The following is a 22,525-nucleotide window of genomic DNA, read 5'->3' on the forward strand; positions in this document are numbered from 1 at the left end:
GGTATCTATTTCTATATATTAATACCTTATACTAATACAAGCAAAAATAAATAGAATGCGAAAAATTTCACATTCTATATTGTTTCTTTTTAATATAAAAATATTTAATTTAAATTATAATCCTTTATCTTCCATCTATCACATTCTTTAATTAATTCTATTTTATAAGCTATTTTTTCACTGTATGTTTGTCTTAAATTTTCCATTAGCCATTTTACCTCAATATCTGCAGTTGCTTTTTGCCCTTTGATATTTATATTTTCTATACTAACAACATCTACATCTACAATTTTATCCATATCTGTACATTCTTCTTTCAACTTGCTAAAGCTCTCTATATCATACTCTAATAATGGTTTAGCAACTATATTTTTTAAATCTTTTTTAACATTTTCCAAATCAGTTTCATCTGAAAACATACTATTCCACAGTTTTGCTCTCTCTTTAAATAAATCATTTATAATTTCTTTAAATTCATCAGCTTTAATTGCATCAATATTTTGCTTATTTAAATTTACATTCAAATTTTCCGATGCAAAAATAAATTGCTGATTAATTAATATAGAAACTAATAAAAGAAAAAACAACAGTACTCTTTTCATGTCTCGCATCCCCCATATATAGTATTATGGAAAACATTATATACTATAACTCGTGCGAAACATGACTTATACTGTTGTCAAAGCTAAATTTTTTATCAACATTTTCTACTAATTTACTGCATTTCTTCTAATTTTTCTTTTTCCTCATCAGATAAAATCTTTTCTAAATCTAAAAGTATTACTATCTTATCGTCAATCTTTCCAACCCCTGTTATATACTGCCTGTCAACGCCTACAATTATATCAGGAGCCGATTCAATATCTTTTTCATCTATTCTTAAAACTTGTGAAGCCTCATCAACAACAAATCCTACATTTTTATTTCTTATGTTGATTACTATTATTCTAGTATCTGAGTTTATACCTTGACTTTCTATATTAAATCTTTTCTTTAAATTGATTATTGGGATAATCTCTCCTCTTAAATTAATGATACCATCAACAAAATATGGTGCATTTGGTACTTTAATACTCTCTTTAAATTCAGAAATCTCTTTTACTTTCATAATATCTACACCATATTCTTCATTTCCCAATTTAAAAATAACATATTGATTTTCAGCCATCTTTTTCCCCCTCTGGTTTTATATTACTTTCTCACTATTTTAATCGACTCCAATTGCTGTCTAAAATTTTTTCTAAAGGCCTTTATATATTCTTCTCTGAGTTTTTGCTGTTCCATTTTTTCTTCATGCGTTAGTCCAATTTGTTTAGATTTTTTTGCTAAATAGTTTATTCTGTCTATTTTTTCTTTAGAAAGCAATACAACCAACTCCAAATATTTTTTGATTATATATTACCATTTTCTAGCTTCATATGTCAATCAAATATTAATTCAGCTCTCCTAATCTATTTTCTATTTCATCAACTATTTTATGATTTTTTATAAGAAATGCACATTTATTAATATCAATATTCATTATTCTATCCTCATGTAAAGTAGGTACTTCATTTCTAATTATATCATATGCAATCTTTGTACCTTCACCTAAATCATCACTATTTTTAAAATCTATCGCTTGAGCAGCAGCTAAAATTTCTATAGCTAATACATTTATAACATTATCTAATATTTCTTTAGCCTTTCTCGCAGCTATTGTTCCCATACTTACATGGTCCTCTTGATTAGCTGAAGATGGTATTGAATCGACACTTGCTGGATGTGATAATACTTTATTTTCTGACACTAATGCCGCTGCTGCATATTGTGCTATCATAAATCCAGAATTAAGTCCTCCTTTTTCTGTCAAAAATGCTGGCAAACCGCTAAGCTGAGGATTTACTAATCTTTCTATTCTTCTTTCAGATACATTAGCAAGTTCTGACAAAGCTATTCCTAAAAAGTCAAAAGCTAATGCCATTGGCTGTCCATGAAAATTTCCACCTGATAGTACATCTTTTTCATTAGCAAAAATTAAAGGATTATCAGTAGCAGAATTTATTTCTATCTTTACTTTTTCTTCAACATAATTTATAGCATCTCTACTTCCACCATGTATTTGAGGTATACATCTTAATGTATATGGGTCTTGAACTCTTATTTCTCCCTGTCTTGTTGTGAGTTTACTTCCTTTAGTAAGTTTTAAAAGGTTTTTAGCACTATCTCTTTGTCCTTTATGCGGTCTTACCATATTAATTCTCTCGTCAAATGCATCAGTAATACCATTTAAAGCTTCCAAAGTCATAGCTGCACTAATATCAGCCATTTTCATAACTTTTATAGCATCATATACAGTTAATGCTCCTACTGCTGTCATTACCTGTGTACCATTAATTAGTGCCAATCCCTCTTTAGATGTCAATTCAATTGTATCTATACCTGCTCTTTCCATAGCTATTTTTCCAGGCAATCTTTCTCCTTTATATATAGCTTCTCCTTCTCCTAACATCACAAGCACCATATGTGCAAGTGGTGCAAGGTCTCCACTTGAACCTAAAGAACCTTTTTGCGGAATAATAGGGTGAACTCCTTTATTTATCATCTCAACAAGAGTACTTAAAGTTGAAAGTCTTATACCAGAATATCCTTTCACAAGTGCATTAGCTCTGAGGAGCATTATAGCTCTTACTATATCTTCATCAAAAGGTTTTCCTACTCCACATGAATGGCTTATTATTAAATTCCTCTGTAACTGTTTAGTTTCTTCCTTAGATATAGCTATATCGCTAAATTTTCCAAATCCAGTAGTTATACCGTATACTACTTTTTCATTTTCTACAAATTCATCAACTATCCTTCTCGCCTTTTTTACTTTTTCAACTGCCTCATCAGTAAGTTTTACTTCATAATTTTTTCTAGCAACATTAACTATGTCTTTTATTGTTAAATTTTCTCCGTTGATATAAACTATTGACATTTTTTCTCTCCCCTTTATTCGAAAATTTTTATTATTATTACAATATTTATTCTTCGTAAAATTCTTTTTCCCTTCTAAATTTACAAAAAAATTGTAATATATAAAAATTTGTTAGTTGTTTATAGTTTTATTGTATTAAAGCAATAAAAAAAGCAGAAGAAATTTTACCATGTTCTTCTACTTTTTCTTTTTTTGCCTAACTGTACTTTTTTATTTTTTCTATATCTCTTATTATTAAAAGATTTTTCTATTGGTGGTTTTATTAAACACTTTGGACTATAACCTATTAAATCTTCTCTTTTAGCTAGTATTAATGCTTTTTTTACTAAATCATAATTTTTAGGATTTTTATATTGTAATAAAGCTCTCTGCATAGCTTTTTCCATTCTGCTTTTTGCAACATATACGGGTTTCATAGTCCTTGGATCAAGTTCTGTATAGTACATACAAGTTGAAAGTGTACCGGGAGTAGGGTAAAAATCCTGAACCTGCTTTGGATAATAATCTATATCTCTCAAATACTCAGCTAATTCAATTGCCGACTTTATTGTGCTTCCCGGATGACTAGACATTAAATATGGTACTATATACTGTTTTTTTCCTATTTCTTTATTAATTTTATAAAACTTTTTAACAAATTTATCATATACTTTTTTCTCCGGTTTCCCCATTAATTTTAAAACTTCTTTACTTACATGTTCTGGTGCTACTTTTAACTGTCCACTTACATGATATTTACACAACTCTCTTAAAAATTCATCATCTTTATCTGCTAAAATATAATCATATCTAAGTCCAGACCTTATAAAAACTTTTTTAACATTTGGAAGATTTCTCAGTTTTCTTAAGAGTTCAATCAAATCTTTATGGTCTACTTGCAAATTAGTACAAGGCTCTGGGAATAAACACTGCTTATTTTTACAAACACCTTTTTTTAATTGTTTTTCACATGCAGCTTTTCTAAAATTTGCAGTAGGTCCTCCTACATCATGAATATATCCTTTAAAATCTTTATCCTTTATTATTTTTTTTGCTTCTTCAATAATAGATTGATGACTTCGACTAGTTACTATTCTTCCCTGATGAAATGCTAAAGAACAAAAAGAACAATTTCCAAAACATCCTCTTTCGCTTATAATGCTGTATTTTACTTCTTCTACTGCAGGAACTCCTCCATATTTTTTATAGACTGGATGATAATCTCTCACATACGGCAATGAATAAACTCTATCAAATTCTTCTCTACTTAGTGGCATAGCAGGAGGATTTTGCACTAAGTATTTGTCTTTATGACGCTGTACTAACACTTTACCAGTAATTGGGTCCTGCTCTTCATACTGTATTTTAAAAGCCTGTGCATATTTTATTTTATCTTTCTCTATTTCTTCAAAAGAAGGTATTTCTTTATAATCATATATATTTTCTAAATCTTCGACTATATAACAAGTGCCCGGTATATGTCTTATATACTTAATATCTAATCCACTTTTTAAATTCATTGCTATTTCTATTATCTGACTTTCACCCATTCCATAAACTAATAAATCGGCAGTACTATCTACTAAAATTGACCTTCTTACTTTATCACTCCAATAATCATAATGAGCAAATCTCCTTAAACTTGCTTCTATTCCACCTATAATTATTGGCATCTTTTTATAAGCCCTTCTTATTAGATTACAATAAACTATAGTAGCTCTATCTGGTCTTAAACCCATTTTACCTCCAGGAGAATATAAATCTTTTTCCCTAAGCCTCTTACTGACTGTATAATGATTAACCATTGAATCTAAATTACCTGCCGTAACTAAAAATGCATATTTAGGTCTGCCTAATTTTTTTATATCATTTAAATTTGTCCAATCAGGCTGAGGTATTATACCTACTTTAAAACCTATATCTTCTAATAGTCTTGAAATAATTGCTGTTCCAAAACTCGGATGATCCACATAAGCATCTCCACTTACAATTATAAAATCAAGTTGATTCCAACCTCTTCTTTCCATATCTTCTTTATTAATTGGCAGAAAATCTTTTTTATCCATTTTTACCACCTATCATATTATAATTTTATAACTATAAAAATTAATACTATAAATTTTTTCAAACAAATTAGATTTCCAAAAATCGTTATAAAGTAATATTATCAGAGTTTTATGTGGTTTACAATAAATTTATTCAATCGAAATAAACAGCATACATCAAAATGACCTCCGTATTGGAGGTCTAATCATTCTATTCTGTTTTGAATTTCCTTATGTACATCTTCAGGTGTTAATCCCTTTGCTGAAATTATACTACCTTTTGTTTCAGTATTGTGCATACCTAAAAAGTTGCTATTTTGTCCTGATACGACAATAGCATCAAAAGATTTCAAGTTATCTTTATTGCTTTCTAAAGATTCAACTGTATATCCTTGTGTTTCTAAATAACTCTTAACATTTGTCAATGAATTCTCAACAGCTATTCTCTTCAATATTTTCACCTCCTACTTAAATCTAAACTTATTATTAGTCAGTAGGAGTAAAAATATTCTCCATTAAACAAGACTTCGACAGCTATCTCTCTCTATTAATTCATGCGGAAGAACAAATAATGTCTTATCTTCTTCTTCCCCTTTTATCTTTTTAATGATAATTCTTATAGCAACCGCCCCTATATCATAAATAGGCTGTTTTATTGTAGTTAATTTTGGTCTGTACATTGAAGCAAGTTTAATATCATTAAATCCTACAACAGATACATCATCAGGTACTTTAAAACCGTTGTCAATCAAAGCATTCATTGCTCCAATAGCCATATAATCAGAAGTTGCAAATATAGCCGTAGGAAGATTATTATTTTTAATCATTTCTACAACACTATCATATGCCTTTTCTAATTTAAAATCTCCATTTTTAATAAGACTTTCATCTATTTCAATATTATGTTCCTTCAATGCTTTTGTATAACCTTTATATTGATCTACCCCAAAAGCATCATTTCCTATTCCTGTTCTTATAAGAGCTATTTTCTTATGTCCTTTATTTATTAAATAATTTGTCATTTCATATGCTGCACCAAAATGGTCTATACATACGGAAGGTATATTTATATCTGAAGTATTTCTATTTATCATTACTACAGGAATATCTATCTTTTCTAAAAATTCTTTGTGTTCTTTTTTCAAATTCCAAGTCATAAATATTATTCCTTCAACTTGTTTAGATTTTAATAGACTTAAATATTTTAATTCCTGCTCTAACTCTCCATAAGAATTACACAAAAGTATATCATAATTATACATTTTGCCAATTTCTTCTACACCATTTAACATTTCTCCAATAAAATAATTTGAAATATTAGGTACTATAACACCTATTAACTGACTCTTTTTCATAACTAGACTTCTAGCTACAGGATTAGGAGTATATCCTAATTCTTCGATTACCTTCAAAACTCTCTGTCTTATTTCATCACTAACAGGTTTAGAATCATTAATTACTCTTGAAACAGTTGATATAGATACATTAGCTTTTCTAGCTACATCTTTTATAGTTACTGCCATAAAAATCACCTCGAAACAAAATAATATATATTATTAATAGATTTTCAAATTCAAAGACAATTTATGATAAATATTATCATATTTTTAATCATTTTTCTATTTATCCTTTAAAAGACATAAAATAAACTTTTACATCTATAATACTAAATAATTACTTTATTGTCCAAAATTTTAATTGTATTAAATCAAATTTTTTAATAATACAAATTTTTTATTTCAATTTCAATATTTTAAAAGATTTTACCTTTTTGTGTTAAATTTATATTATAATAAGATTGTAATTATTTTTTAATATACTTTTAATATTTGATATTAAAAAACATTCTTCATCTGGAGGAAAAAACAATGAACTATATAAGAAAAATTATCGAATTATTCAGTCAAAATTTTACATTTGTCATAATTCCTCACGACAGCAAAAAAATGAAACAAATTAGTTTAAATAAAGGATTTACATTATTAGTAGTCATAATTTTTCTCTTTTCTTCTATATTTTCCATTAGCTCATCATTTTATCTATATACCCAAAATATATATCTACATAAAAACATAAAAATAAAAGATGATACAATAAAAAATTTAAATACTATTAATAAAGAACAGCAAGCAGAATTAGATAAATTAAAGAATACTTCTAAAATAGTATTTGATAAATTATCCCAATTACATGCTCTTGAAAATAAAGTTAGAAATATGCTAGGACTTAAAAATTCAAAAGAAAATGATAAAATCAAACCCACATCTCGTTCTTTTAATAGAACTATTCTTTTAAATAAAGACTTAACTAATAAAGAATCTATAAATACAATTGCTTCTATTATAGATACTGAAAAAAATAATTATGATAAACTCATCAAAGATATTGACAAGCAGCTTAAATATTTAAACTGCAAACCAAATTTATGGCCAGTTAAAGGAAAAATCACTTCTAAATTCGGCTATAGAATACACCCTTTTTCAAAAAGAAGAGATTTTCATAAAGGCCTAGATATAGCTAATAAAGAAGGTACTAATATATTAGCTGCGGGAAGTGGTATAGTAACTTATTCAGGCTATAATGGAAGTTATGGCAATGTTATAGTTATATCCCATGGATATGGATATAAAAGCGTCTATGCTCATAATAAAATTAATCTAGTTAAAGTAGGAGAAAAAGTAAAAAAAGGACAAGTTATTGCCAAGCTTGGCAATACGGGCAGGAGCACTGGTCCTCATCTGCATTTTGAAATACATTACAACGGTATTCAAATTGACCCACTTAAAATTTTAAATCATAATAATTAATATTTAGGAGGAATAACTATGTTAAAGAAAAAAAATGATATTTCAGCACAAAATTTCGATACCCTCATTGGTAAAAATGCAACTTTTCAAGGCACTTTTAAATCTACTGGCTTATTGAGAATAGATGGTAAATTTGAAGGTGATATAGATGTTAATGGTGATATTATAATTGGTCAAGATGGAATAATCATCGGCAATGCAAAAGCTGTTAATATTGAAATTTCAGGAACTGTTGAAGGAAATGTATTTTGCAGTGAAAGATTAAAAATATGTTCAACTGGTAAACTCATTGGAGATATTGAAGTTGGAAGCTTTGTAGTAGAAGAAAAAGGATTATTTGATGGTAAATGCAAAATGAAAAATGAAGTTTTAAAATTAAAAACTGAAGATTCAAAAAAAATTAAAGCTATTTAGGCGTGTTTTAAACACGCCTCATAATCCAATAAAAATTATACTACTACTAAATTATAAAATTAATAAAATCAAAATTTAAAATCACACATCTTATAATATAGGTCTATAAAACTCCCTATTTTCAAAATAATACTTTTTCTTATCAATATCTAAATATTTTTTCAGCAAGTTATTAAATATATCCATACCTCTCTTTATTTCTTCAGGATATACAGAAGCTATACTAAGTCTTAAAGAATTACTATTTGTTTTAGAAGGATAAAATATACTCCCCGGAACAAAAACTATTTTTTCTTTAATAGCATCTCGATAAAATTCATTTACTGAAATTTTATTAGGTAAATCAATCCAAAAATTAATTCCACCTTTTGGTTTTTCGTAAGAAATTTCATTTGGCAATTCTTCAAGCTTTTCTATCATCACATCAAATCTTTCCTTATAAACCTTCTTCATGTACTTTATATGCTTTTTCCAAATACCTTTTCTAAGATACAAATCAAAAGCTCTCTGAATTAGACTTGAAGTTGAAATATCTGATGTATGTTTAGCTGCAATTATTTCATTTTTAAATCTTAAAGGTACAACAAGAAATCCCAACCTCAAACCCGGCATAAATATTTTTGAAAAACTCTTAATATAAATTACATTTTCATCATTATCCATACTTTTTAAAGTAAAATTATCATCAGTATAAAAATTTAAATCACTTAAATAATCATCTTCAATGATAATTAAATTATTTTTTTTAGCTATTTCTAATAATTTTTTCTTTTTAATTAAACTATGAGAATATCCTGTAGGATTTTGAAAATTTGGCATTGTATATATTGCCTTAGGTTTATATTCTTTTATATATAATTCTAATTTTTCTAAATCTATTCCATCCTTTTTAATTGGCACTTCTACTATTTTAGTACCTCTCGTCTTAAAACTGGCAATAGCTCCTGTGTACGTAGGACTTTCAACTATTATAGTATCACCATAATTAAGTAATACTTTTGCAACTACATCTATCCCCTGTTGTGCTCCTGAAATAATCTGAATATTATCAGTAGAAGTAGTTATTTTATAAAACTTTAAATATTCAACTATACTTTCTCTAAGTGGATAAAATCCCTTACTATCTTGATACCCAAATGCAAATCCTTTATCTCTATCAAGAACTTCATTTAATACATTTTTAAAATCATCAATTGGAAAAAGCTGTGGTGTAGGGGTCGCACTTGCAAAATTTATCATATCATCGCTTATTTGTATCTGTCCCCTGTCCATTAATCTTAAATCCTCATAAATTTCATCCTCAAATTTTTCAAAATTCTCAATTTCTCTATCAAAATTTTGCTGAGGTAGTACAAAAGTTCCGCTGCCAACTCTTTTATAAACGTATTTATTTTTTTCTAATAAATCATAAGCTTTTACAACTGTTACATTGTTAACATCTAATAAATCTGCTAATTTCCTTATAGGAGGAAGTTTTTCATTACTCTTTAAAATTTCTTTTTCAATCATTTCTTTTATTGCATAGAAAAGTTGTATATACATATGTTCTTTTGCATCTCTTGAAAGCTTTATATTGCTATATTTATTTATCATCTGTAATCACCTTGTTCTTTCTTATATTGATTAGTCTTTCCCTTTTAATTATAAAATAAAATATAAATATTTCTACTAAATTTGTAAATTAAAATCTGAAGGATATTCCTTCAGACTAATTAAATATTCATTATTTCTTTAAATTCTCCAGCTTTATTTCTACTTACTGATATTTTAACATTTTCTGCACCATTTAAAACTATTTGAAATGTACCATTAAACCAGTTGTGAATTTCTTTAACTTCATCTAAATTTACTAAAAAACTTCTATGACTTCTAAAAAAATTATATTTTGATAATTTTTCTTCCATTTCACTTAATGTATAATTAGTTGTAAATTGCCCATTTTTAGTTTTTATTATTGTATTTCTACCTACAGTTGTCAAATACAGTATTTCTTTTGGATTTAAAGGAATATATTTGCCATTTTCATATACACAAATCCTATCTATCTTTTCATTTGGCTGATTTAACTTACTTATAAGTTTATTTAATCTCTTTTCTATATCAAAATTAATATTTTCATTTGAAAATAAAAGTTTCAATTTTCTTACAGTCTTTTTTAATCTTTCCTTATTGATAGGTTTTAAAATATAATCTATTGCATTAACTTCAAAAGCTTTTATAGCATACTGATCATATGCAGTTACAAAAACTATTAATGGAATGTGTTCAAATTTTAAAATCTCATTTACTAAATCAAATCCGTCCATACCTGTCATATTTATATCTAAAAAGACTACATCAGGTTTCCTGCTTTTTATCAACTTCAATGCACTTTCTCCATCAGAAGCCTCTCCAATTATATCTAATCCACCTATATCATTAAGAAGATATATTATTTCATCTCTAGCAGGCATTTCATCATCTACAACAATACATTTCATACAATTCCTCCCTTTGTATTAGCTTTTAATTTAGGTATTTTGATATTAATAGTCGTTCCCTTTCCAAGTTCACTTTTTATCTCTAAACCATAAGCCGAACCGTATTTATACTTTAATCTCTTATCAACATTTCTTAGACCTATACAGCTATCATTATCAGTTTCTAAAAATAATTTTTCTAAAATGCTTTTTTCAATTCCAACTCCATTATCAATTACGGATAATTTTACATATTCCCCTTCATCCTTAGCTATTATTTTTATTTCAATACCATCATTTATATTTTTAAGTCCATGCTTCACTGCATTCTCTACAATTGGTTGTAGTATCAACGGAGGAATTTTTATTTTAAGTCCTTCTTCTATATCAAAATCTATTTTTATTTTATCTCCAAATCTGGCATGGACTATTGCCAAATAAGATTTTATATGAAAAATCTCTTTATATATGTCTATTTCATCTTGATTTACTGTCATATTCTGCCTTAAATAATCTCCAAGATGTATTATAAGCTGTCTTGCTTTATCTGGCTTAGTCCTTATAAAAGAAGCTATTGTGTTTAGTGAGTTAAATAAAAAATGAGGATTTATTTGAGCCTGAAGTATTTTTAATTCAGTCTGAACGAGAAGCTTTCTCTGATAATCTATTTTACTGAGTTCAATTTGAGTTGAAAAAAGTTTAGCAAGCCCTTGAGCCAATTTCAAATCTAAACTTGTAATACCCGGTTTTTGAGATTTATATAATTTCAAAGTACCTATTACCTTATCTCTTTCTTTTAAAGGAAAAATAACTGCAGATAATAAACTGCATTTTTCATATTTACATCCTATTTCTTCTTTATTCTTGGCTACTTCATATTTTCCTGATTTTATTACTTTATATGTTAAATCAGTCATAGGTATGCTTCCACTTTTATGATGGTCGCTACCTTCCCCTACATGAGCTAAAATTTTTTCATCATCTGTTATTGCAACTGCATCTATATCTGTCATATCATAGATTATTTGAGCAGTTAATTTTGCAGTTTCAGTATTAAATCCCTTTCTAAGATGCGGTAGTGTCTTATTGGCAATTTTTAAAATTAACTCTGCTTTTTCTGCTGCCACCTGTTCCTTTTCTAAAAAAATTTGTTGAGTTATTCCTATAAATACAGCTATTCCTATTGAATTTACAAATATCATTGGAAACCATATAATTTTTACTAAGCTCAATGCCTGATTAAAAGGTTTAGCAATAACTAAAATAATCATCATTTGAACTATCTCTGAAAATGCCCCCATAATTAAAGCCCAAATCCAATCAGTTTTTACATTATTAAATTTTCTACTGCTATACCCAGCAATCAGTCCTTCAACAACTGTAGATAATCCACAAGCTAATGAAGTAAATCCACCAATATCTATTACCCATCTATGTAGTCCAGCTATAATACCACTTAAAATGCCAACAAAAGGTCCTCCAAGCCACCCAGCAACAAATACTCCTATGACTCTAGAGTTTGCGATAGCATCACTTCCGGGTGCCACACCAATTTTAATCCCAGAATATGTACCAATTATGCCAAATACTCCAAATAAAATAGACATTGAAATTTTATCAACTAATGAAAGGTCTTTTTTTGTAACTAATCTCTTAAACGTTTTATTTTTTGATAATAAAAAAGCTAAAATTATTATTATCCCAGACCTGCTCGTCAAATTTTGAAGCAATTGCAATATCACAATTTACATCTCCTATTAATTTTTTCATTGACACCCTAATTATACCACAATTTGCAAAAGTTATTTTATAATTTAAGCTATTCTTAATTTATCAATCACTAAATTAAAAAGAATATATTCAATATAATATAAAGTCATATTTAACTAAAATTTGAATAATTATAAAAATGTCTAATTGTTATTGTAAAGGGGAAATATTGATTTGAATAGAAATTCATTTATATATAGTACAATAATCTTAGTAATTGCCAATTTCTGTGTTCGTTTTCTTGGTTTTACATACAGAATTTTTCTTTCAAGGTATCTAGGCTCTAAAGGTATAGGATTATATCATCTACTCTTTCACACTTTTTTAATTTTTATTACTATAACTACTTCTGGTATACCTATAGCAGTATCTAAAATTGTAGCACAAAAAAAATCTTCAAAAGATTTTAAAGGATGCCAAGATACATTATTTATAAGTATGTCTTTAGGTATTTTTCTCTCTTTTTTGATTTCTATATTGCTCATTAAAAATACAAATTTTATTATAAAATATCTCTTGCAAAATAATAAATTATATGAAAGTCTACTATCTTTACTACCTGCTATAATAATAGTAACTTTATCATCAATTTTAAGAAGCTATTACTATGGTATAAAAAATGTAAAACCTGTAGCAGTATCTCAAATTTTAGAACAAGTTATAAGAATTATATTCGTAATAGGAATTTTGCACTTTTCAAAAATTATAAATATAAAATATTCTGTAACTATTGCCACATTGGGTATTTTTATAGGAGAGTTTGGAGGTCTTTTATACTTAATCTCCAAATTTGAAAGACATGAAAATTACGAAATTTATCAAAAAAAATACTCTAAACTTCAAAGTATATCTATTTTTTCTAATATAGTAATTATTTCTTTTCCCATTACAATTGCAAGATTTATATCTGTTTTAATGCAATCAATTAACATGTTTATTGTCCCTCAAAGACTTCAAATGGCAGGATATAACCTCAATCAGTCAGTTGCAACTTTTGGAGAAGTAGTAGGTATGACCCTGCCTCTATTATTTCTTCCTTTTATCGTAACTTCAGCTATTGTAGTTAATATTATTCCTAACATTTCAGAAGAAAAAATACATAAGAAATGGAATAATATTAATATAAAATCAATATTAGCTGTAAGAATTGCAATACTTATAGCTGTACCAATAGGATTTGTCTTCTTCTTTTTTTCCAGACCAATATGTACCTTTTTATATGATAAACCAAATATCGACATATATCTTAAATATCTATCTTTTACAGTTGTTTTTTTAAGTCTTCAGCACATTATATCTGGAATACTTCATGGAATGGGAAAACAAGTAATTACTACTATTACTCATTTAATTGGTATGTCAGTTCACTTTACATGTATATATTTTTTGATACCTGATTCTAAAATAGGAATTATAGGCTTTCATATAGGTTTTTTCTTTTCAACTTTTATTACATTTATTTTAAATCTTCTTTTTCTTAAAAAATATATTCCTTTAAAGCTAAACTTATTTAATCATATCATAAAACCTGTTTTGGCTTCTTGTATAATGACTATATCAATGAAATTATGTTATATTATATTATTAAAAAAACTAATACCAATAAAAATTACTATAATTATAACTACCCTAATAGGCAGTATAATCTACTTAACCTTAATTTTAATAACAAAATGTATAAAAATCAAAACTATTAATTTTGTAATTTTTGGCAAATAAAAATATATGCAAAAATAATTAACCCAAGATGCCGTATCCTTGTAAATTCACACCCGGTATCACCTAGGTGGGTGTCCTATTCTATGCTTTTGACTTCCACTTATTATTTTAATTGTTTGTGGCCTGTCATACACATAGAAACCCGAACTCCCGGATGTTTGCTGGTGGTTGAATTTCAAGGAATCACGAACATCTCAGGCTCTTTACTAAATATATTATAACTCAAATCCATTGAAAATAAAAGTCCTATTTCTCAACTATGCTGCGTACATTCTTAACTATAATATCTACTGTCCCATCACCATTTCTCTTTATATTAAATTTCATCATATCATCAAAATCTTCAAATATACCTTTAATTTCAAAACCGGTATCCGTTTTTATCACTTTCTTATTCATCTTTTTATTAACCCAACTCTTATCGATTTCAAATGGTTGAGCCGGGTCTATCCCTTGCTCTTCAAAATTTAAAATAAATTTTTCTCTTATACTTTCATCATCTTTAAAAATATTTTCAGATATCTTCTGTATATCAACTTCTATATCATTCTTTAAAACATTATTAACTTCTTCTCTAACTTCAAGTGCTTTTTCCAAATCTTCTTTTAAATTTTTTCTAGTCCACTTTTCAACGGCTTTTTTTAACATTTTGGTTTTATATTTATTGTCAATAATTATTTCACTATTTAAAAATTCATCTATAAAAAATCTTGCTATTTCACTATCTTGTGAATAATTTTGCTTATCTAATACAATCATATCATAATCATTTTCATCATTTAAATTTCTTATAAAAGCACATTTTTGCAGTTTTTGATTTAAACCCGGTAGTCCTATATCTTGGGGAATTATAGATACTTTAAAATAATTTTCAATATATTCTATTTCATGCACAAATGATTTTTGGTAATCTAATTTTAATATACCTATATATTTTGAATCATTTGAAGAAAATATACATACAACTAAATCACATGAAGATATGTTATTATTTGTCTTCATTATTCTAAACATTCGATTTGCTATCTTTTTTGATGCTTCAATAAAATTTTCTTCATTATCAAATATCTCTTTACAAGCCTCCATTACACTATTCTTTCCTAATCTAAATTTTGCCTTTCTATTGTCATCATCTCTTAAAGATTTAATTATATGCTTTACTAAAAATTCATGTATTTCTTCATCTATTTCTTGTTCAATTTCACCTAAAATTGGAGTATCGCTATTATTATCTAAAATGTGAACGATTGCTCTTTCAACTATAATAGATTCTATATCCTGCATAGAATTACTCCTCTCAAAATACTTAATATGATATAATGAAATAAGATTTTTTTCCGAAATATATTATATAGGAAAAGAATATATTATTCTACTTTTAAAATAATGAGGTGAAAAAATGCCTTTAAAAATTTCTGATATTAATAATAAAAATAGATTTAATTCCATAGTAACTAAAGAAAATACAAAAATTGCAAAAAATACTAATAACAACTTTTCATTGACTTTTAATAAATTATATGGAGATTCTATTCAAGAAAAGTTACAAAATCTCTTAACTCAAATTGACAGTCAGGCTAGTAAAATAGAAAAAAAATTTGAATTAAGTGAAGTTTTAAAATACAAAAAATTAGTAAAAGAATTTTTAAATATTGCAGTAAATAATTCTCATAAATTCTCTAAAGAAAGTTTTTTAGACAGACGTGGCAGACACAGAGTCATGTCTTTAATAAAAAAAGTAGACAACGAACTAGAAGACCTTACAAAAAAATTTTTACAAAAAGAAAAATCCAATTTAAGCATTTTAAAAAAGTTAGATGAAATACGTGGATTGTTAATAGACATATTTATGTAATATAGGGGAGAATTCATTCCCCCCTCAACTTTTGTAATAACTGTTTTATATCTACTGGAATTTCAGCTCTTACAAAAATTTCTTTTTGAGTTCTAGGTTGCAAAAATTTTAAGCTTTCGGCATGTAAAGCTTGTCTGCTAATTAAATTATTACTATCTGTATCACCATACAATTTATCTCCAACAAGTGGATGTCCTATATGTTTCATATGTACTCTTATTTGATGTGTTCTTCCCGTTTCTAATTTTAATCTTACTAAAGTAGCATTTTTAAATCTTTCAATTACTTCATAATGAGTAATTGACCTCTGTCCACTTTCAATAACTTTTCTAATCATGGGTTCATCACCACTTAATCCAATTTTTTCATCTATAGTTCCAAAATCTTTTTCAATTACTCCTCTTACAACTGCAATATAACTCTTCTCGACTATATTATTTTGCATTTGTTTAGATAAAATCTGCTGTGCAAAAGGATTTTTAGCTATCATTAAAAGTCCAGATGTATCCCTGTCAAGTCTATTAATAAATCTGATTTTAAATGTTTCTTTTCTATTTAAAAGCAGATTTGCTATACCATTTGCAATTGTATTATCTGGATGGCTCTTAGTAGGATGAACAACTATATAGGGTTGTTTATTAATAATTAACAAATCAACATCTTCATATACTACATCTATTGGAATATTTTGAGGCTCAAATTTATTTTTTTCATCTTCCATGATTACTTTTACTACATCACCTTCTCTTAGTCTGCTATCTAAAGATATATTATTATCATTTACAAATATTTTTTTATTTCTTTTAGCTTTTCTAGTTAATCTACCCGATAATTTCATTTTTTTATACAGTATATCTCTCAATGTCATTCCACTTTCTTCAGTATTGACTTTATATATTAAAGTACTGCTATCTTCTATATTATTCATATTATCACTCTCCAATCATTTTTATAAATTTTGAAGGAATTTTTTAATTATTCCAGAATAATACTAAAGATAAATAATTATTCTTGAAAAAGGAGTATAAATATGGAGCAAAATTATAGAGCAATCAACATAGTATCAAACAACAAACCTCTTTCACTTGAAACAGCTAGAATTCTTAAATACAAATTAGAAAAAAACGACTTCATTGTACCCGATGTATTCGATTATAATGCAGAATTAATTATTTGTATAGGGGGAGACGGCTCTTTTCTCAGAACCGTTCATAAATATGGTTTTCCAAACATACCCATCGTAGGTATTAATACCGGTCATTTAGGTTTTTTTCAGGAATTATCTCCCTATGAATTAGATGAATTTATCTATAAATACAAAAGAGGCGAATATTTTATTGATAAGATAAATCCCGTTGAAGGAATTATTTGTACAAGAAAAAGCTGTATTGAAATACTTGGAATTAACGAAATAGTAATTAAAGGAGATAAATCTACTACCATCCACTTAAATTTATCTTTAGATAAAAGTTTTTTAGAAAAATTTAGTGGAGATGGTATACTTATTTCTACACCTACAGGCAGTACTGCTTATAATTATTCCTTGGGCGGAAGCATTGTAGACCCAAGACTAAACCTCATGCAAATTACACCTATAGCTCCAATTAATACTACAGCCTATAGGTCCTTTACATCAAGTATTGTTGTTCCTAAATATTCTACAATTAAAATTCATCCAGAATATAGATATGAAAATTCTATTTTAATTATCAGTGATGGTATGGAATACAGATATAGTTCTATTGTAGAAATACAAATTAAATTATCAGAATTAGAAATACAACTTATGAGATTAAAAGAATATAACTTTTGGAATAGAGTAAAAGAAAAATTTTTATAACAAAAATAAAGGCATTAACTTTTACTACTTTAGGTTAATGCCTTTACTAATTATATTTCATACTCTAATATTAAAAATGTACTTGTTGCTTCTTCTTTTATCAATATGTAATGTTTAAAATTCAAATCACAAAATTCTATTATTTCCTTTACATCTACATTTCTACTTTTTATATCTAAAATATTAACCGAAACCTCTATCCATCCATTTCTAATCAAAGATTTTTCTGCTTTTTTACTTATTAATTCTTTTGGAACTGAACCAAAGACATTTCCCTTAATAGTTTTATGTTCTGTCCAAAATTTATTATGTATATCTAAAATACCTGCCTCCTTTAACTCATTAGTTCTTTCTTTGCTAAATTCTAATAAATAATCACCTTCATAATAATTTTTTTTCTTTACAGGCTTATACATAAAATCTATTCTATTTATTATTTTACAATCAATTTTTATAAAGTTAGTTTTTTCTTTTATAGAACTATCTAATAAATTTTTCTTTAATCTTTTTAAAATAAATATCATCTCATCAACACTTTCAATTGCTCTGCTTCTATCACTGCAATGAATATTTTTTTCAAATTCTATTAAAGCTCTTTTTAAAGCATAAACCTCTTGCTCCATCAATTTTCCCTCCACTAATTAACACCTAAAGTATCTACTTTTTTAAATATAAGATGTTAACAAATATTTAAATTAAAATAAATCTATTTTTTATATTTACATGTAAATCATAAATTAAAATAAAAAATGTAAAATTAGCATAATTTCGTCTATAAATAAAAAATATAATATATGAAAAAATACGTTAAAATAAATATATTCCGTATTTATTTTACTATTTTACTATCATTATAGCAGAGAAAAGTAATTCTATAAATCAAATATATATAATATAAAAGTCCCAAATAAAATGTTAAAATATATTTTATCATAAAAAAACTATTTGTAGAAAAATGCAATATACACATTAAAAAATTTACGGAAAGGAGTTAAAAGACTATTTATGAAAAAGGCTGTTTTTTTAGATAGAGATGGTGTGATTAATGATAATTCTATTCCTGTAAATAAACCTGAAGATTTAAAAATTTATCCTTGGACTTCAGAGGCCATATCAAAGTTAAATAAAGCAGGTTATTATGTCTTTGTTATTACTAATCAAGGTGGAATAGAGATGGGATATTTTACTGAAAACGATTTAAAAAATATTCACAATAAAATGATTAAAGAAATAAATCTTGGTGGAGGTATTATAGACGATATAGAATATTGTCCGCATTTTAAAACTAAATGCGAATGTAGAAAGCCTTCTTCTGGTATGATAATTAAATTAGCTAAAAAATATAATATCAAATTAAGTCAATCATACATGATAGGTGATAGAGATGTAGATATTGAAGCTGGTATTAATGCAGGGTGTAAAACAATAAAAATTGGAGAAAATTATAAAAGAGCTGACTATACTGCTAAAAATCTTTTAGAAGCAGTTAATATTATACTAAAAAAATAAATATAAAACATGCCATTTAAAACTAAAATAAAAAATTTATTAATATGTTAAATTTTGCAGTCATATAAATGGAGGAATTATAATGAATATATTATTTTTCACCGTTTCTGCTGGAGAAGGTCATAATCAGGTAGCTAAGACTTTATCAGAAGCAATTTATAAGACAGGTAAAAATCATAATGTCAAAATAATTGATACTTTTAATTATATAAATTCAAATTTACATAAATTTTTAATGAAAAGTTACATACGTTCTATCAAATATATACCTGAACTTTATGGTTATTTTTATAAAAAAACTGAAGAAATAGATAGCTCCCTACACGATTTTGGAGAATTAATCAATAAAATATTTATCTCACGAAAATTATCTAAACTTTTATCTGATTTTAAACCTGACATCATAGTTTGTACTCATCCCTTTCCTGCTGAAGCTCTTTCAGTTTTAAAGCGCAAAAATTCTATATCTGTACCAATAATAACCACATTAACTGATTATACACTGCATCCAATATGGATAAATAAAGAAATTGATTATTATATTATTTCATCTGAAGTATTTAAGTATGAACTAGATTTTTGGAATATTAATCCAAGTAAGGCAAAATTTTTCGGAATACCTGTAAGGGAACGTTTTTATTTGAAATTAGACAGAGAAAAACTCTGCAGCAAATTTAATATAAAAAATATATTTACTGCTCTCTTAATGGGCGGTGGTCTAGGATTAGGCAACATCATACAAACTCTGGATTATTTACTCAACTACAAAATAGACATACAAATAATAGTTATTACTGGCAAAAATCAAGAACTCTATAAAAAGCTAAATGAAAAGTATGTAAAAAATAGTAAATACAAAAACTTAAGAGTTTTTGGCTTCGTATCAAACATTGATGAAATTATGAGTGTTTCAGATATAATTATTACAAAACCGGGTGGTATAACTATTACAGAAGCCTTGATAAAGGAACTGCCTATAATTATAACCTCTAACTTACCGGGACAAGAAGAAAGAAATACTGAATTTATTTTAAATAATGGAATAGGAATGTTAGCTACAAATCCAAACACTCTAATTTCAAGTATAAATATATTAAAAGACAATAGAGAAAAATATAATTTTATAAAATACAATATGTCAAAACTAAAAAAGCCAAATGCAACTAAAGACATTGTAAATTTTATTTTAAGTAAAGAAAATATGACCTCAACATCTTGATATAATTCATAAAAAATAAAGCAGCAAAAGAAAATAACCTTTGCTGCCTTAATCATAGATTAACTATCCTAAAATATGATATCCACAATCAACATGAATATTTTCACCAGTTATACCTGTTCCCAAATCACTGCAAAGGAATAATGCAGTATTAGCTATTTCTTCTGTTTTAACAGTTCTCTTCATTGGAGATACATTTTCAAATTCTTTTAACATTTGATTAAACCCTTTTACTCCTTTAGCAGCAAGAGTTTTTATAGGTCCAGCAGAAATAGAATTTACCGTAATATTTTCAGGTCCTAAATCAACTGCTAAATATCTAACACTTGCTTCAAGTGCAGCTTTTGCAACTCCCATTACGTTATAATTCTTTACTGCTCTCTCTGAACCTAAATATGTAAGAGTTACTATGCTCCCACCTTCAGTCATAAGAGGCTTTGCATTTCTAGCTACTGCAACTAATGAATATGCACTAATATCCTGTGCCATATGATATCCTTCTCTAGAAGTATTATAATAATTACCTTGTAATTCTTCTTTTTTAGCATGAGCTATGCTATGAACCACTCCATGTAAAACTCCAAATTTTTCCTTTAAATTCAAAAAAGCATTTTCTATATCTTCATCTTTAGTTACATCACATGAAATAAGCAAATGATTATCAATTCCTTCTTCTTCCAATAATTTCAATAAACTTTCCTTGCTTTTATCACCATAATATGTAAAAGCAAGATTTGCCCCTTCCTTATGAAATTTTTGAGCAATTCCCCATGCTATACTCCACTTATTTGCTACACCCATAATTAAAATATTTTTATCTTTAAGTAAATTTCCCATTATCAAAATCCTCCTCTCATAGACACAAATAAATTATACTATATATAAAACAAAAAACAATATTCCTTATTTTTTATTTAATCTTAATCCAATATATTTTTTATCTGCTGAACTACATAATCAATATCATCTCTACTGACATCATTATTTGTAACAAATCTATATTCTCCATTTTCTTTTCCATTAATCTTTATATTTTTTTCAAGCAATTTATTTATAAAATTCTTTTCTTCAATAATATCATCTGATATCTTAAAAAATACCATATTTATGTCGTTTTTATCAAATCTTACTTCTATTTTATCTATTTCAGAAAGTTTTTCAGCCAAATATTTTGCATTTTTATGGTCTTCTTCCAATCTATCTATCATAGTATCAAGAGCTACAATACCAGCAGCTGCTATTATACCTGCCTGTCTTAATCCTCCACCCATCAGTTTTCTATTTTTTCTAGCTTTCTCAATAAATTCTTTACTTCCTGCTAAAATTGAACCTACTGGTGCACAAAGTCCTTTTGAAAGACAGAACATTACACTATCTGCATACTTTGTTATCTCTTTAACATCAACATTAAGTGCTTTTGCTGCATTAAAAACTCTTGCACCATCTAAATGAACTGGTATATTATTTTTCTTAGCTATTTCACTAATTTCAGACATATTATCTAAACCAATAACTGTACCACAAGAATGTGCATTTTCAATACAAATTAGTCCAGTCCTTGGAAAATGTATATTTTCTTCCCTTATAGCTCTTTCTACATCTTTTATAGACATTCTTCCATTTCTACCTTCAATATTTCTAAGCTGTACTCCGGCAATTACAGCAGCTGCTCCTACTTCATGCATTACTATATGAGAATTTGCTTCAACTATAATTTCATCTCCTCTATTAGTATGTGTCAAAATTGCCAGCTGATTGCCAAATATACCACTTGGTACAAATAAAGCATCTTCTTTTCCAACTATATCAGCTGCTTTTTCTTCAAGTTTTTTTACTGTTGGGTCATCTCCATATCCATCATCACCAACAGGTGCACTTGCCATAGCTTGTCTCATCTCATCAGTAGGCATGGTAACAGTATCACTTCTTAAATCAATCATTTTTTTCATA

At 26.9% G+C, this 22,525-nt stretch carries 22 protein-coding genes and 1 other RNA gene; 7 read left to right on the forward strand and 16 right to left on the reverse strand.

Features of this window, described 5'->3' with window-relative positions:
* Positions 1–104: 104 nt before the first annotated feature.
* The 7 genes from BUA90_RS02555 to BUA90_RS02585 form a co-directional block, all read right to left on the reverse strand.
* The gene (locus tag BUA90_RS02555) at positions 105–602 is read right to left on the reverse strand and encodes a hypothetical protein (protein WP_072965832.1); all 498 of its coding nucleotides are present in this window, start codon (positions 600–602) and stop codon (positions 105–107) included.
* 113 nt (positions 603–715) lie between these two features.
* Positions 716–1,168, reverse strand: a complete 453-nt coding sequence (locus BUA90_RS02560) for a chemotaxis protein CheW (RefSeq protein WP_072965833.1) — start codon at positions 1,166–1,168, stop codon at positions 716–718.
* A 23-nt stretch (positions 1,169–1,191) separates the two neighbouring features.
* Positions 1,192–1,365 (reverse strand): DUF896 domain-containing protein, encoded by a 174-nt coding sequence (locus tag BUA90_RS02565; RefSeq protein WP_072965834.1) that lies wholly within the window; start codon positions 1,363–1,365, stop codon positions 1,192–1,194.
* Positions 1,366–1,432: 67 nt separating this feature from the next.
* Complete coding sequence (gene hutH / locus BUA90_RS02570) at positions 1,433–2,959, reverse strand: histidine ammonia-lyase (RefSeq protein ID WP_072965835.1); 1,527 nt, start codon at positions 2,957–2,959, stop codon at positions 1,433–1,435.
* 164 nt (positions 2,960–3,123) lie between these two features.
* A complete protein-coding gene (locus BUA90_RS02575) occupies positions 3,124–5,004 on the reverse strand; it encodes a YgiQ family radical SAM protein (protein ID WP_072965836.1) in 1,881 nt (626 codons plus the stop codon).
* Positions 5,005–5,189: 185 nt separating this feature from the next.
* Positions 5,190–5,435, reverse strand: a complete 246-nt coding sequence (locus BUA90_RS02580; RefSeq protein ID WP_278301796.1) for a YkuS family protein — start codon at positions 5,433–5,435, stop codon at positions 5,190–5,192.
* Positions 5,436–5,498: 63 nt separating this feature from the next.
* On the reverse strand, positions 5,499–6,506 hold the full coding sequence (locus BUA90_RS02585) for a LacI family DNA-binding transcriptional regulator (protein WP_072965837.1): 1,008 nt from the start codon (positions 6,504–6,506) through the stop codon (positions 5,499–5,501).
* A 345-nt stretch (positions 6,507–6,851) separates the two neighbouring features.
* Between BUA90_RS02585 and BUA90_RS02590 the strand changes: the two genes are divergently transcribed.
* Positions 6,852–7,790: a M23 family metallopeptidase gene (locus BUA90_RS02590; protein ID WP_072965838.1), complete on the forward strand. Its 939-nt coding sequence runs from the start codon at positions 6,852–6,854 to the stop codon at positions 7,788–7,790.
* A gap of 18 nt (positions 7,791–7,808) precedes the next feature.
* A complete protein-coding gene (locus tag BUA90_RS02595) occupies positions 7,809–8,204 on the forward strand; it encodes a bactofilin family protein (protein ID WP_072965839.1) in 396 nt (131 codons plus the stop codon).
* Between the two features lie 90 nt (positions 8,205–8,294).
* On the opposite strand, the gene pdxR is transcribed toward BUA90_RS02595, so the two are convergent.
* From pdxR to BUA90_RS02610, 3 genes are all read right to left on the reverse strand, one after another.
* Entirely contained in the window at positions 8,295–9,797 is a 1,503-nt protein-coding gene (gene pdxR / locus BUA90_RS02600) for a MocR-like pyridoxine biosynthesis transcription factor PdxR (protein ID WP_072965840.1), read from the reverse strand.
* A gap of 119 nt (positions 9,798–9,916) precedes the next feature.
* Positions 9,917–10,684 (reverse strand): LytR/AlgR family response regulator transcription factor, encoded by a 768-nt coding sequence (locus tag BUA90_RS02605; protein WP_072965841.1) that lies wholly within the window; start codon positions 10,682–10,684, stop codon positions 9,917–9,919.
* A complete protein-coding gene (locus tag BUA90_RS02610; protein WP_094756694.1) occupies positions 10,681–12,405 on the reverse strand; it encodes a sensor histidine kinase in 1,725 nt (574 codons plus the stop codon). Before BUA90_RS02610 ends, BUA90_RS02605 begins: the two co-directional genes overlap by 4 nt.
* Before the next feature lie 202 nt (positions 12,406–12,607).
* Between BUA90_RS02610 and BUA90_RS02615 the strand changes: the two genes are divergently transcribed.
* Entirely contained in the window at positions 12,608–14,152 is a 1,545-nt protein-coding gene (locus BUA90_RS02615) for a putative polysaccharide biosynthesis protein (protein WP_072965842.1), read from the forward strand.
* Between the two features lie 16 nt (positions 14,153–14,168).
* Here BUA90_RS02615 and ssrS read toward each other — a convergent pair.
* A non-coding RNA gene (ssrS, locus tag BUA90_RS02620) (6S RNA) lies at positions 14,169–14,356 on the reverse strand.
* 42 nt (positions 14,357–14,398) lie between these two features.
* Complete coding sequence (locus BUA90_RS02625; RefSeq protein ID WP_072965843.1) at positions 14,399–15,436, reverse strand: nucleoid-associated protein; 1,038 nt, start codon at positions 15,434–15,436, stop codon at positions 14,399–14,401.
* Between the two features lie 115 nt (positions 15,437–15,551).
* Between BUA90_RS02625 and BUA90_RS02630 the strand changes: the two genes are divergently transcribed.
* Positions 15,552–16,007, forward strand: a complete 456-nt coding sequence (locus BUA90_RS02630) for a YaaR family protein (RefSeq protein WP_072965844.1) — start codon at positions 15,552–15,554, stop codon at positions 16,005–16,007.
* Between the two features lie 13 nt (positions 16,008–16,020).
* On the opposite strand, the gene BUA90_RS02635 is transcribed toward BUA90_RS02630, so the two are convergent.
* The gene (locus tag BUA90_RS02635) at positions 16,021–16,935 is read right to left on the reverse strand and encodes an RluA family pseudouridine synthase (protein WP_072965845.1); all 915 of its coding nucleotides are present in this window, start codon (positions 16,933–16,935) and stop codon (positions 16,021–16,023) included.
* Positions 16,936–17,037: 102 nt separating this feature from the next.
* Here BUA90_RS02635 and BUA90_RS02640 point away from each other — a divergent pair, with 102 nt between their 5' ends.
* Complete coding sequence (locus tag BUA90_RS02640) at positions 17,038–17,847, forward strand: NAD(+)/NADH kinase (protein WP_072965846.1); 810 nt, start codon at positions 17,038–17,040, stop codon at positions 17,845–17,847.
* Between the two features lie 50 nt (positions 17,848–17,897).
* Here BUA90_RS02640 and BUA90_RS02645 read toward each other — a convergent pair whose 3' ends face one another.
* Positions 17,898–18,470, reverse strand: a complete 573-nt coding sequence (locus BUA90_RS02645; protein ID WP_072965847.1) for a hypothetical protein — start codon at positions 18,468–18,470, stop codon at positions 17,898–17,900.
* A 382-nt stretch (positions 18,471–18,852) separates the two neighbouring features.
* On the opposite strand from BUA90_RS02645, the gene BUA90_RS02650 reads away from it, so the two are divergent.
* The gene (locus BUA90_RS02650; protein ID WP_072965848.1) at positions 18,853–19,356 is read left to right on the forward strand and encodes a D-glycero-alpha-D-manno-heptose-1,7-bisphosphate 7-phosphatase; all 504 of its coding nucleotides are present in this window, start codon (positions 18,853–18,855) and stop codon (positions 19,354–19,356) included.
* An 82-nt stretch (positions 19,357–19,438) separates the two neighbouring features.
* Positions 19,439–20,575, forward strand: coding sequence for an MGDG synthase family glycosyltransferase (locus BUA90_RS02655; protein WP_072965849.1), 1,137 nt, complete (start codon positions 19,439–19,441; stop codon positions 20,573–20,575).
* 63 nt (positions 20,576–20,638) lie between these two features.
* Here BUA90_RS02655 and fabI read toward each other — a convergent pair whose 3' ends face one another.
* Positions 20,639–21,412 (reverse strand): enoyl-ACP reductase FabI, encoded by a 774-nt coding sequence (fabI, locus tag BUA90_RS02660; protein ID WP_072965850.1) that lies wholly within the window; start codon positions 21,410–21,412, stop codon positions 20,639–20,641.
* An 83-nt stretch (positions 21,413–21,495) separates the two neighbouring features.
* The gene (gene ltaE / locus BUA90_RS02665) at positions 21,496–22,524 is read right to left on the reverse strand and encodes a low-specificity L-threonine aldolase (RefSeq protein ID WP_072965851.1); all 1,029 of its coding nucleotides are present in this window, start codon (positions 22,522–22,524) and stop codon (positions 21,496–21,498) included.
* Between the last annotated feature and the right edge of the window lies 1 nt (position 22,525).

The organism is Caminicella sporogenes DSM 14501 (genome assembly GCF_900142285.1).
GTDB lineage: Bacteria > Bacillota > Clostridia > Peptostreptococcales > Caminicellaceae > Caminicella > Caminicella sporogenes.

Coding starts and splice junctions, on each gene's coding strand:
- BUA90_RS02555 (WP_072965832.1), bottom strand. CDS start 602: ATGAAAAGAGTACTGTTGTTTTTTCTTTTATTAGTTTCTATATTAATT.
- BUA90_RS02560 (WP_072965833.1), bottom strand. CDS start 1,168: ATGGCTGAAAATCAATATGTTATTTTTAAATTGGGAAATGAAGAATAT.
- hutH (WP_072965835.1), bottom strand. CDS start 2,959: ATGTCAATAGTTTATATCAACGGAGAAAATTTAACAATAAAAGACATA.
- BUA90_RS02575 (WP_072965836.1), bottom strand. CDS start 5,004: ATGGATAAAAAAGATTTTCTGCCAATTAATAAAGAAGATATGGAAAGA.
- BUA90_RS02585 (WP_072965837.1), bottom strand. CDS start 6,506: ATGGCAGTAACTATAAAAGATGTAGCTAGAAAAGCTAATGTATCTATA.
- BUA90_RS02590 (WP_072965838.1), top strand. CDS start 6,852: ATGAACTATATAAGAAAAATTATCGAATTATTCAGTCAAAATTTTACA.
- BUA90_RS02595 (WP_072965839.1), top strand. CDS start 7,809: ATGTTAAAGAAAAAAAATGATATTTCAGCACAAAATTTCGATACCCTC.
- pdxR (WP_072965840.1), bottom strand. CDS start 9,797: ATGATAAATAAATATAGCAATATAAAGCTTTCAAGAGATGCAAAAGAA.
- BUA90_RS02605 (WP_072965841.1), bottom strand. CDS start 10,684: ATGAAATGTATTGTTGTAGATGATGAAATGCCTGCTAGAGATGAAATA.
- BUA90_RS02625 (WP_072965843.1), bottom strand. CDS start 15,436: ATGCAGGATATAGAATCTATTATAGTTGAAAGAGCAATCGTTCACATT.
- BUA90_RS02630 (WP_072965844.1), top strand. CDS start 15,552: ATGCCTTTAAAAATTTCTGATATTAATAATAAAAATAGATTTAATTCC.
- BUA90_RS02635 (WP_072965845.1), bottom strand. CDS start 16,935: ATGAATAATATAGAAGATAGCAGTACTTTAATATATAAAGTCAATACT.
- BUA90_RS02640 (WP_072965846.1), top strand. CDS start 17,038: ATGGAGCAAAATTATAGAGCAATCAACATAGTATCAAACAACAAACCT.
- BUA90_RS02645 (WP_072965847.1), bottom strand. CDS start 18,470: ATGGAGCAAGAGGTTTATGCTTTAAAAAGAGCTTTAATAGAATTTGAA.
- BUA90_RS02650 (WP_072965848.1), top strand. CDS start 18,853: ATGAAAAAGGCTGTTTTTTTAGATAGAGATGGTGTGATTAATGATAAT.
- BUA90_RS02655 (WP_072965849.1), top strand. CDS start 19,439: ATGAATATATTATTTTTCACCGTTTCTGCTGGAGAAGGTCATAATCAG.
- fabI (WP_072965850.1), bottom strand. CDS start 21,412: ATGGGAAATTTACTTAAAGATAAAAATATTTTAATTATGGGTGTAGCA.
- ltaE (WP_072965851.1), bottom strand. CDS start 22,524: ATGAAAAAAATGATTGATTTAAGAAGTGATACTGTTACCATGCCTACT.